Annotated in this window: 8 protein-coding genes; 2 read left to right on the top strand and 6 right to left on the bottom strand. The window is 69.3% G+C overall.

Features of this window, described 5'->3' with window-relative positions; genetic code table 11:
• Positions 1-958: 958 nt before the first annotated feature.
• Positions 959-2,137, top strand: a complete 1,179-nt coding sequence (locus ACLJWH_RS21980) for a pyridoxal phosphate-dependent aminotransferase (RefSeq protein ID WP_411143447.1) — start codon at positions 959-961, stop codon at positions 2,135-2,137.
• Positions 2,138-2,358: 221 nt separating this feature from the next.
• Positions 2,359-3,381 carry an alpha/beta hydrolase family protein gene (locus ACLJWH_RS21975; protein WP_411143446.1) on the top strand — a complete coding sequence of 341 codons (1,023 nt, stop codon included), beginning with the start codon at positions 2,359-2,361 and terminating at the stop codon, positions 3,379-3,381.
• Between the two features lie 99 nt (positions 3,382-3,480).
• Here ACLJWH_RS21975 and ACLJWH_RS21970 read toward each other — a convergent pair whose 3' ends face one another.
• The 6 genes from ACLJWH_RS21970 to dnaK all read right to left on the bottom strand — a co-directional run bounded on the left by ACLJWH_RS21970 (position 3,481) and on the right by dnaK (position 11,493).
• The gene (locus tag ACLJWH_RS21970) at positions 3,481-4,017 is read right to left on the bottom strand and encodes a YbjN domain-containing protein (protein ID WP_052858429.1); all 537 of its coding nucleotides are present in this window, start codon (positions 4,015-4,017) and stop codon (positions 3,481-3,483) included.
• A gap of 234 nt (positions 4,018-4,251) precedes the next feature.
• Positions 4,252-6,885: an ATP-dependent chaperone ClpB gene (clpB, locus tag ACLJWH_RS21965; protein WP_411143445.1), complete on the bottom strand. Its 2,634-nt coding sequence runs from the start codon at positions 6,883-6,885 to the stop codon at positions 4,252-4,254.
• A 408-nt stretch (positions 6,886-7,293) separates the two neighbouring features.
• Positions 7,294-7,746: a heat shock protein transcriptional repressor HspR gene (locus ACLJWH_RS21960; RefSeq protein WP_411143444.1), complete on the bottom strand. Its 453-nt coding sequence runs from the start codon at positions 7,744-7,746 to the stop codon at positions 7,294-7,296.
• Between the two features lies 1 nt (position 7,747).
• The gene (gene dnaJ / locus ACLJWH_RS21955) at positions 7,748-8,920 is read right to left on the bottom strand and encodes a molecular chaperone DnaJ (protein ID WP_411143443.1); all 1,173 of its coding nucleotides are present in this window, start codon (positions 8,918-8,920) and stop codon (positions 7,748-7,750) included.
• 45 nt (positions 8,921-8,965) lie between these two features.
• Positions 8,966-9,637: a nucleotide exchange factor GrpE gene (gene grpE, locus ACLJWH_RS21950; protein WP_411143442.1), complete on the bottom strand. Its 672-nt coding sequence runs from the start codon at positions 9,635-9,637 to the stop codon at positions 8,966-8,968.
• On the bottom strand, positions 9,634-11,493 hold the full coding sequence (dnaK, locus tag ACLJWH_RS21945) for a molecular chaperone DnaK (protein ID WP_411143441.1): 1,860 nt from the start codon (positions 11,491-11,493) through the stop codon (positions 9,634-9,636). The genes grpE and dnaK overlap by 4 nt, the downstream gene beginning before the upstream one ends.
• Between the last annotated feature and the right edge of the window lie 145 nt (positions 11,494-11,638).

The raw sequence follows: 11,638 nt of genomic DNA, 5'->3' as shown, positions 1-11,638 counted from the left end.
TCCGGCGCGACAGAGCGACAAGACAAGGGCAAGAAGGACGCCCTTCGGGCGACATCCCTTGGGGCGCCCGCGGCCGGGAGGGGCTGGGCCCGGCCGGCGGCGTCCGGCCCTGTGTTGAGCCGGGCTGAGCCGGGCATGAGCCGGGCAACCCACACTCGTGATCATGCCCCTGACCTGGGGTTGAGCCGGGTGAGCCGGGTGAGCCGGGCAAATCCAAAAAGTTTCCGCCGCAAGAGGAAGAACCGCCAGCCGGCACGACAGCGGGGGTGCTAGACCTAGCGGGGCTGGGTGCTAGGTCTAGCACCCCCGCTAGCACCCCATACCGTGCCTGACCAGCGGCCTAGCGTCTAGCAGCGCCCGCTCCAAGACCCCAGCTCTGCGCCGAACCGGGGCCTCGGAGGCGGCGGACTGTTGCTAGCAGGCCAGGCGGGTGTCACTGAGGCAGGAAGCCAGGCACGGCCGGACTCGTTCGGCAGCGGGTACTGAACAAGTCCGTCGCGACAAGCGACCGGACAAAGGCAAGAAGGACGCCCTTCGGGCGACATCCCTTGGGGCGCCCGCGGCCGGGAGGGGCTGGGCCCGGCCGGCGGCGTCCGGCCCTGTGTTGAGCCGGGCTGAGCCGGGCATGAGCCGGGCATGAGCCGGGCAACCCACACTCGTGATCATGCCCCTGACCTGGGGTTGAGCCGGGTGAGCCGGGTGAGCCGGGCAAATCCAAAAAGTTTCCGCCGCAAGAGGAAGAACCGCCAGCCGGCACGACAGCGGGCCGATGCTGGATAGCTCTCCGGGCCTTTACCGGGCCGTCTGTGGGCCGTGGAAGGGCGCCCAACAACGACCAACAACGACAAGTGACGACGGCTCTTCCCCTGCTCAGAATTGGCGACTTGGGTTTCGGCGCAGTTGCCCATCCGTGAAGCACAGTTGAGGAACTCCAGAGGTTCGGCGCAGGATGGCGCGCATGGACCGACCGCTGCTCAACCGCCGCCTCGCCGAGTTCGGAACGACGATCTTTGCCGAAATGTCGGCACTCGCCGTACGGACCGGCGCCATCAACCTCGGACAGGGGTTCCCCGACACCGACGGGCCGGAGGAGGTCCGGGAGGCGGCGGTGCGCGCCTTGCGCGACGGCCGCGGCAATCAGTACCCGCCGGGCCCCGGAATCCCCGAACTGCGCACCGCCGTCGCCGCCCACCAGGAGCGCTTCTACGGCCACCTCGGCCTCTCCTACGACCCCGACACCGAGGTCCTGGTCACCGCGGGCGCCACCGAGGCCATCGCCGCCTCACTGCTCGCGCTGCTGGAGCCCGGCGACGAGGTCATCGCCCTGGAGCCGTACTACGACTCGTACGCCGCCTGCATCGCGATGGCCGGCGGCACCCGCGTCCCGGTCACCCTGCGCCCGGACCCCGAAAGCGGCTCGTACGCCCTCGACCTGGACGAACTACGGGACGCCGTCACCGACCGCACCCGCCTCATCCTCCTCAACACGCCCCACAACCCCACCGGCACCGTCCTGACCCGCGACGCACTGGCCGAGGTCGCCCGCCTCGCCTGCGAGCGCGAGCTGCTCGTGATCACCGACGAGGTCTATGAGCACCTCGTGTTCGAGGGCGAGCACCTCCCGCTCGCCTCCTTCCCGGGGATGCGCGAGCGGACCGTCACCATCGGCTCGGCCGGCAAGACCTTCTCCTTCACCGGCTGGAAGGTCGGCTGGGTCACCGCCACCCCGGAGCTGGTCGGCGCCGTCCGCTCCGCCAAGCAGTTCCTCACCTATGTCTCCGCCGGCCCCTTCCAGTACGCCGTCGCCGAAGCGCTCGCCCTCCCCGACAGCTACTACACCGGCCTCCGCGACGACCTGCGCGCCAAACGCGACATCCTCGCCACCGGCCTCACCGACGCCGGTTTCCAGGTCTTCCGCCCCTCCGGCACCTACTTCATCACCACCGACATCCGCCCCCTCGGCTTCGACGACGGCTTCGCCTTCTGCCGCACCCTCCCCGAGCGCGCGGGCGTCGTCGCCATCCCCAACGCCGTCTTCTACGACCACCAGGACCAGGGCGCACCGTTCGTCCGCTTCGCCTTCTGCAAGCAGGAGAAGGTGCTCCAGGAGGCCGTCACCCGCCTCCAGCGCCTCTGACGGATACCGCTCCGGCCCGTCCCCCACGGCCCGCCGCCCCCACGGGCGGCGGGCCGTCGTATGTGGTGCCGCCGTCACCACCGCGCCCGCACTTCGCCTCCCCCTCGGACCCGGACCACCGCCGCCACCAGCGCCCGTCCGACACCTCGGGCGCGCCCGCCTCCATAGTATGCTCAAATAAAATACGAACGTTTTTAATACGAGCGATTGAGGTTGGATAGATGCGAAGGCGTAGATGGATCTGGGGTTCGCTGCTCACCGTGGTGGTGCTGCTGGTCGGCGCCGGCGGCTGGGTGGTCTACCAGAACGAGTACGACATCAAGGAGGAGCAGGTGAAGATCACGGGCGGTAAGCAGCCGCTGAACGGGGTCCTCGCCCGCCCGGCCGGGGGGAAGGGTCCGCACGGACTGGTCGTGTTCGTGCACGGGGACGGGCCGCAGAACGCCACCCACGACACCTTCTACCGGCCGATCTGGGAGGCGATGGCCAAGGCCGGTTACGCGACCCTGTCCTGGGACAAGCCGGGCATCAACGGCGCGCCCGGCAACTGGCTGGACCAGAGCATCCAGGACCGGGCCGACGAGACGGTGGCGGCGATCGCCTGGGCCAAGACCCAGCCCGGCATCGACCCCGAGCGGATCGGTCTGTGGGGCGCCAGCCAGGCCGGCTGGGTCATGCCCAAGGCCGCCCGGCAATCGTCCGACGTGCGCTTCGTCATCGGCGTCGCGCCCGCCATGAACTGGCTCGAGCAGGGCCGCTACGACCTGGTCGCCACGCTCCGGGACCGGAACGCCTCGGCGGACGAGATCAAGAAGGCGGTCGCCGAGAGCGACAAGAACCTGAACGCCCTGCGCAGCAGTGAGACGTACGAGGAGTACAAGGCCAAGGGCGGCGATGTCACCGGCCTCACACCGGACCGCTGGGCCTTCAACCGCCGGAACTACCTGTCGGACGTGAGTGCCGACCTGGCCGAGGTCAAGGTGCCGGTACTGCTGTTCCTCGGCGGGCGTGACATCCACGTCGACAGCGACGACACCGAGGCCGGGTACCGGAAGCTGCTCACCGCGCCGGGGCAGCTCACGGTGAAGCGCTACGAGGACTCGACCCACAACATCGTCCCCAAGGACATCGAGGACTCGGAGCTCAAGAGCACGTTCCTCGCCATCGCCGCGCCGCGCTCGCTCTTCACCCCGGGCTATCTCGACGAACAGGAGAAGTTCCTGGCCTCGATCGGCCGGAAATAAGTGGCACGCGCTGTCCCGGCCCATCCCCCGTACAGCACGCGGGCCCCCGGAGCCGATCGCTCCAGGGGCCCGCGCAGCCGGGATCCGTGCCGTCGGGACTCAGTCCTCGTCGTCGTCCGGCTTCTTGTCGGAGTCGCCTTCGAGCTCGGACTCCAGGCCCAGCTGCTCGACGATCCACTTGTCGAATTCGATCGAGGCGCGAACCCAGCTGACCGTGCTCGACACGAAGTGCTCAAGGGCGACACCGGTGCCGATCAGCATCGATGCCTCACCGATCAGACGGACGGTGCCGTCGTCGTGGGTGTGGGTGTACGCCTTGGGCCACAGCGTCCGGCGGTTCCAGTCGTCGATCGCCTCCAGCAGCTTGACCTTGTCGTCGATGCCGTGGGCGCGGTCGTAGAACGTACGGACGGAGAAGATCTGCTGCTCTTCCTCGCCACGGAACATGAAGTACGTACGGAACTGCTCCCACGGGGCAGCGAGGTCACCCTCCTCGTCGACTACGTACTTCAGCTCCATCTGGTCGAGGAGCTGCTTCACCAGGTCCTGGTCGGGCACGACGGGACCCTCAGGCCCCGACGGCTGCGGTTCGGGCTGGCCCCCGAAATTCGGAATCGAGGACGGGTCGATGCTCACCGTGGAATTCCCTTCGTATGGTCTGCGCCATCCTCCACCATCTCCGCCCCATCCTGGCAAGCCCGGTCCCGGCTGGGGTCGGCGCTCCATCCGTTGGGTGAGCTGCCCCACCCCACCGGACGGGTCGCGGAAGCGGCCGGACGGGAACGGGGCCGGGCCCGCCGCCCACCAGGACCGCGGGCCCGGCCGCACAGTTTCCGGCGGGCCCAACCGCACGGCTTCCGGCGTGCGCGGTCAGCGCACCGGCCGCACCGACAGGTGATCCCCCGCCACCTCCACCCGTACCGTGTCGCCGTCCTGCACCTCGCCCGAGAGGATGGCGCGGGCGAGCTGGTCGCCGATGGCCGTCTGGACCAGGCGGCGCAGCGGGCGGGCGCCGTAGGACAGGTCCGGCAGGGACGTCGCGGCGGCACCCGGGGCCGGTTCCTGGCCGAGCCAGGCGAGCCAGGTCAGGGCGCCGTCGGTGACGTCCAGGGTGAGCCGGCGGTCGGCGAGCCGGCGCTGGAGGTGGTCGATCTGGATCTGCGCGATCCGCTGGAGCTGGTCCGTGCCGAGCGGGTGGAAGACCACCAGGTCGTCCAGCCGGTTGAGGAACTCCGGACGGAAGGAGGCCCGTACGGTCTCCAGCACCTTCTCCCGCTTCTGCTCCTCCTTCAGCAGCGGGTCCATCAGGAAGTTGGACCCGAGGTTGGAGGTGAGGATGAGGATGGCGTTACGAAAATCGACCGTGCGGCCCTGGCCGTCGGTGAGCCGGCCGTCGTCGAGGACCTGGAGCAGCACATCGAAGACCTCGTGGTGCGCCTTCTCCACCTCGTCCAGCAGGACGACGCTGTACGGGCGGCGGCGGACCGCCTCCGTCAGCTGACCGCCCTCCTCGTAGCCGACATAGCCGGGCGGCGCGCCGACCAGCCGGGCGACGCTGTGCTTCTCGCCGTACTCGCTCATGTCGATACGGACCATCGCCCGCTCGTCGTCGAAGAGGAAGTCCGCGAGCGCCTTGGCCAGCTCGGTCTTGCCGACGCCCGTCGGGCCGAGGAAGAGGAACGAGCCGGTGGGCCGGTCCGGGTCGGCGATACCGGCGCGGGTACGCCGCACGGCGTCCGACACGGCCCGTACCGCCTCGGTCTGGCCGATCAGCCGCTTGCCCAGCTCGTCCTCCATGCGCAGCAGCTTCTGCGTCTCGCCTTCGAGGAGCCGGCCGGCCGGGATACCCGTCCAGGAGCCGACCACGTCCGCGATGTCGTCCGGGCCGACCTCCTCCTTGACCATCGACTCCTTGGACGCCTCCTGCTCGGCCTCCGCCTCGGCGGCCTCCGCGAGCTCCCGCTCCAGCCCCGGGATCTCGCCGTAGAGCAGCTTGGAGGCGGTGTCGAAGTCACCGTCGCGCTGCGCGCGCTCGGCCTGGCCGCGCAGATCGTCGAGCCGCTCCTTGAGCTCACCGACGCGGTTGAGGCCCTGCTTCTCCTTCTCCCAGCGGGCGGTCAGGCCGCGCAGCTCCTCCTCCTTGTCGGCGAGGTCCTTGCGCAGTTTCTCCAGCCGCTGGACGGAGCCGGCGTCGGTCTCGTTCCGGAGCGCCAGTTCCTCCATCTTGAGCCGGTCCACGGCGCGCTGGAGCTCATCGATCTCGACGGGTGACGAGTCGATCTCCATCCGGAGCCGGGAGGCGGCCTCGTCGACCAGGTCGATGGCCTTGTCGGGGAGGAAGCGGGAGGTGATGTAACGGTCGGAGAGGGTGGCGGCGGCGACCAGCGCGGAGTCCGCGATCTGCACCTTGTGGTGCGCCTCGTAGCGCCCCTTGAGGCCGCGCAGGATCGCGACGGTGTCCTCCACGCTCGGCTCGGCGACCAGCACCTGCTGGAAGCGCCGCTCCAGCGCCGCGTCCTTCTCGATCCGCTCGCGGTACTCGTCCAGCGTCGTCGCGCCGACCATCCGCAGCTCACCGCGGGCCAGCATCGGCTTGAGCATGTTGCCGGCGTCCATCGCGGAATCGCCGCCGGCGCCCGCGCCCACGACGGTGTGCAGCTCGTCGATGAAGGTGATGATCTGGCCGTCGCTGGACTTGATCTCGGCGAGGACGGTCTTCAGCCGCTCCTCGAACTCACCGCGGTACTTCGCGCCCGCGACCATCGCGCCCAGGTCCAGCGAGACCAGGCGCTTGTTGCGCAGCGACTCGGGCACATCGCCCTTGACGATCCGCTGGGCGAGGCCCTCGACGACGGCGGTCTTGCCGACGCCCGGCTCGCCGATCAGCACCGGGTTGTTCTTCGTGCGCCGCGACAGGACCTGCACCACCCGGCGGATCTCCTGGTCCCGGCCGATGACCGGGTCGAGCTTGCCCTCGCGGGCGGCCGCCGTGAAGTCCGTACCGAACTTCTCCAGCGCCTTGTACGTGCCCTCCGGGTCCGCGGTGGTCACCCGCTGCCCGCCCCGGCTCGTCTCGAAGGCGGCCAGCAGCTTCTTGGCGGTGGCCCCCTGCTGCGCCAGCAGCTCGCCGGTCCTGCCGCCCTTCGCGGCGATGCCGATCAGGAGGTGCTCGGTGGAGATGTACGCGTCGCCGAGCTCCTTGGCGCGCTGCGCGGCGTCCGCGATGACGGCGAGCAGCTCGCGGTCCGGCTGCGGCGGCGCGACGGTGGAACCCTGCACGCTGGGCAGCCCCGCGAGCTGCCGCTCGGCGCCGGAGCGCAGCACGGCGGCGTCGGCCTCGACGGCCGACAGCAGGTCCATGATGTTCGCATTGTCTTCGGCCCGCCCGGCCAGAAGCGCGAGCAGCAGATGCGCGGACGTCATATCCGCATTCCCGGCGGTGATCGCCCGCTCATTGGCGGCGCTCAGCGCCTCCCGGCTCTTGTTGGTCAGCTCGGCGTCCACGTCCTCGCGATCCTCCTCGTACTCGTCCTGTACTCGTTCCGCCGCCAGCCGCGGCCATCACACCGACTCTGCACTTACCACCGTGCGATAAGTTGAGCCTACTCCACTCAAGGTTGAAGCGCGACGTCAACATCACCTTCAGCGACCCCCTACTGCGAGTGAATCGACCCGAACGCGCCTTCGCCACCGCTGCCGCCCGGCAACAGTGCATCAAGATCAAGAACAACCGTCGCCACCGGCGCGGGCCGCCGTGTGCCGGGTGGGCCGCAACCGCCGCGCGACGCGGGAAGGCATCGCACGGACCGGGACCGGCCACAGATCGGCACGGACCGGAAAACGCGAACAGGGCCGGGGATCACCCGGCCCTGCTCGCGTGTGTCACGGATGCGCCGTACGGCACCCGGCCCGTTACTCGGGCCGCTTGGGCCGCCACACCACCAGCGCGCTGGCCTGCTGCACATCCTGGTACGGCACCAGATCGCGGCGGTAGGACGCGTGCACCGCCGCCTCCCGCTGCCGTATCGCGCTGGCCGCACCCTCCACGGCGCCCTGGAGCTCGGCGACCCGCTGCTGGAGCGCGGCGACCTGGTTCTCCAGCTCGATGATGCGCTTGATGCCGGCGAGGTTGATGCCCTCGTTCTGGGACAGCTGCTGCACCGTACGGAGCAGCTCGATGTCCCGGGCCGAGTAGCGGCGGCCCCGCCCGGCCGTCCGGTCGGGTGAGACCAGACCCAGCCGGTCGTACTGCCGCAGGGTCTGCGGATGCAGGCCGGAGAGCTGAGCCGCGACGGAGATGACGTACACCGGCGACTCATCGGTCAGTTCATAGGGGTTACGACGCTGCCCGCCCCGGCTGTCCATCTCAAGCTCCCTTCGCGGCCTTGAAAAGCTCCTCCCGCGGGTCCGCTCCCGCGGTCGCCTCCCGGTAGGACTCCAGCGACTCCTTCGCCTTGTCGCCGAGCTCCTTGGGGACGGTCACCTCGATGGTGACCAGCAGGTCACCCCGGGTGCCGTCCTTGCGGGTCGCGCCCTTGCCCCGGGCCCGCATGGTGCGGCCGTTGGGCGTCCCGGCCGGCAGCTTCAGCGTCACCGGCGGGCCGCCCAGCGTCGGCACCTTGACCTCGCCGCCGAGCGCCGCCTCCGGGAAGGTGACCGGCACCGTGACGGTGAGGTTGTCGCCCTTGCGGCCGAAGACCGGGTGGGCGTCGACATGCACCACGACATAGAGATCGCCCGCCGGACCGCCCTGCTCACCGGGGGTGCCCTTACCGCGCAGCCGGATGCGCTGCCCGTCGGAGACACCCGCGGGGATACGGACCTGCATGGTGCGCGAACTCGTCGCGCGCCCGCTGCCCTTGCAGACCTCGCAGGGGTCCTGGGCGATCAGGCCCCGGCCCTTGCAGTCGGCGCACGGGTCGGTGAGCGAGAAGCCGCCGCCCGCGCCCCGGCTGACCTGTCCGGTGCCGACGCAGGTCGGGCAGACCCGCGGCGTACCGTTCTTGTCGCCGGTGCCCGAACACGCCTTGCACGGCGCCTGGCTGGACATCCGCAGCGGAACCGTGGCCCCGTCGACCGCCTCGGTGAAGCTGAGCGTCACCTCGGACTCGACGTCCTGACCACGGCGCGGCTGCGTACGGGTGCCCGCGCCGCCGCGGTTGAACAGACCGCCGAACACGTCCCCGAGCCCGCCGCCGAAGCCGCCGGCACCGCCGCTCTGACCCTGCGAACCCCCGAAGAGGTCGCCCAGGTCGAAGTTGAAGCTGCCGCCCCCGCCGGGACCGGGACGGTAGCCGCCGTTGCCGAACAGCGCGCGCGCGTCGTCGTACTCCTTGCGGCGCTTGGCGTCACCCAGGATGTCGTTCGCCTCGGAGATCTCCTTGAAGCGCTCCTCGGCCTTGTCGTCACCCTTGTTGGCGTCCGGGTGGAACTCGCGGGCGAGCTTGCGGTACGCCTTCTTGATCTCCGCCTCGGTGGCATCCTTCGGGACGCCGAGGACCTTGTAATAGTCCTTCTCCACGAAGTCCTTGGTGCTCATCCTCGACGTCCCTCCTCTCGCACGGTGTTCTCTGGTGTCCTCACGTCAGCCCTCTTCCGGGCCACCGCTCTCCTCGTCCGAAGCCTTCGCGTCCTCTTCGGCGGGGGACTTGGTGGCCTGCGCGCCCGGCTGCGGCTCGGCGACGGCGACCCGCGCGGGGCGGATCGTCCGTTCACCGATGCGGTACCCGGGTTGCAGGATCGCGACGCACGTCGTCTCGGTGACATCCGGTGCGTACGAGTGCATCAGGGCCTCGTGGATCGTCGGGTCGAAGGGCTCGCCCTCCTTGCCGAACTGCTGAAGCCCCAGCTTGGCGACCGCGGTCTCCAGCGAGTCGGCCACCGACTTGAAGCCGCCGACCAGTTCGCCGTGCTCGCCGGCGCGGCCGATGTCGTCGAGGACGGGCAGGAGCTCGGCCAGGAGGTTCGCCGCGGCGATCTCCTTGACCGCGACCCGGTCCCGCTCCACCCGACGGCGGTAGTTCTGGTACTCCGCCTGGAGCCGCTGGAGGTCCGCCGTACGCTCGGTGAGCGCCGTACGCGCCTGGTCCAGCTGCGCCGTGAGAGCGATGTCCTGAGCTTGCTTGTCGTCCCCGGCCGGGGCCGAGCCCGCCTTGTCGGCGGACTCGGCACGCGCCGTGCCGTCAGAGTTACCTGCGGACTCGGTGTCGGAGGGGACGTCGGGCTTCTTCTCGAAGCCCGGGGTCTCCTCCGTCACGCGGCACCGTCCTTCTTCGGCTTCTCGTCGTCGACGATCTCGGCGTCCACGACATCGTCCTCGGCCTTGGCCTGCTGGCCACCCGCGGCACCGGCGGCACCCGCGGCACCGCCACCGGCGGCCTGGGCGTCGGCGTACATGGCCTGGCCCAGCTTCTGGGAGACGGCCGCGACCTTCTCCGTGGCGGTGCGGATCTCGGCCGAGTCCTCGCCCTTGAGCTTCTCCTTCAGCTCGGCGACGGCGGTCTCGACCTCGGTCTTGACCTCGGCGGGGACCTTGTCCTCGTTGTCCTTGAGGAACTTCTCGGTCTGGTAGACGAGCTGCTCACCCTGGTTACGGGACTCGGCGGCCTCGCGGCGCTTGTGGTCCTCGTCCGCGTAGCGCTCGGCTTCCTCGCGCATCCGGTCGACCTCGTCCTTCGGCAGCGAGGAGCCGCCGGTGACGGTCATCTTCTGCTCCTTGCCCGTGCCCAGGTCCTTCGCGGTCACGTGCATGATGCCGTTGGCGTCGATGTCGAAGGAGACCTCGATCTGCGGGACACCGCGCGGGGCCGGCGGCAGACCGGTCAGCTCGAACATCCCGAGCTTCTTGTTGTACGCCGCGATCTCGCGCTCGCCCTGGTAGACCTGGATCTGCACGGAGGGCTGGTTGTCCTCGGCGGTGGTGAAGATCTCGGACCGCTTGGTCGGGATCGTCGTGTTCCGCTCGATCAGCTTGGTCATGATGCCGCCCTTGGTCTCGATACCAAGCGACAGCGGGGTGACGTCCAGCAGCAGGACGTCCTTGACCTCGCCCTTGAGGACACCGGCCTGGAGGGTGGCGCCGATGGCGACGACCTCGTCCGGGTTGACGCCCTTGTTGGCTTCCTTGCCGCCGGTCATCTCCTTGACGAGCTCGGCGACGGCCGGCATACGGGTCGAACCGCCGACCAGGACCACGTGGTCGATCTCGGACAGGTTGATACCCGCGTCCTTGATGACGTTGTGGAACGGGGTCTTGCAGCGCTCCAGGAGGTCCGCGGTGAGCTGCTGGAACTGCGCCCGGGTGAGCTTCTCGTCCAGGTGCAGCGGGCCCTCGGCGGAGGCGGTGATGTAAGGCAGGTTGATCGTCGTCTCGGTGGAGGACGACAGCTCGATCTTCGCCTTCTCGGCGGCCTCGCGCAGGCGCTGGAGCGCCATCTTGTCCTTGGCGAGGTCGACGCCGTGGCCGTTCTGGAACTGCTTGACCAGGTAGTCGACGACGCGCTGGTCCCAGTCGTCACCACCGAGGTGGTTGTCACCGTTGGTGGCCTTCACCTCGACGACGCCGTCGCCGATCTCCAGCAGCGAGACGTCGAAGGTGCCGCCACCGAGGTCGAAGACCAGGATGGTCTGGTCGTCCTTCTCCAGGCCGTAGGCGAGCGCGGCCGCGGTGGGCTCGTTGACGATACGCAGGACGTTCAGTCCCGCGATCTCGCCGGCCTCCTTGGTGGCCTGACGCTCGGAGTCGTTGAAGTACGCCGGGACGGTGATGACCGCGTCCACGACCTTCTCGCCCAGGTACGCCTCGGCGTCACGCTTCAGCTTCTGCAGGATGAAGGCGCTCATCTGCTGCGGGTTGAAGCCCTTGCCGTCGATCTCGATCTTCCAGTCGGTGCCCATGTGGCGCTTGACCGACCGGATGGTCCTGTCGACGTTGGTGACCGCCTGGCGCTTCGCGACCTCGCCGACGAGCACCTCGCCGTTCTTGGCGAAGGCGACGACGGACGGCGTGGTCCTGGCGCCCTCGGCGTTGGTGATGACGGTGGGCTCACCGCCTTCGAGAACACTGACGACGGAGTTCGTCGTGCCCAGGTCGATGCCGACCGCACGTGCCATTTCGATTCCTCCAGCTGACTTGAGTGGAACAGGCTCAAGCATGCGACACGGAGAGGAAACCTGTCAACAGACCTGAGCGGAGCCCGCTCAACTTTTATATCGCGCTTATCGTCACCGCTGTGTCACCGAAGACGCCAGGGGCGCT

Source organism: Streptomyces sp. x-80 (genome assembly GCF_046549095.1).
GTDB lineage: Bacteria > Actinomycetota > Actinomycetes > Streptomycetales > Streptomycetaceae > Streptomyces > Streptomyces celluloflavus.
This window is presented reverse-complemented; position numbering and strand designations above follow the sequence as displayed.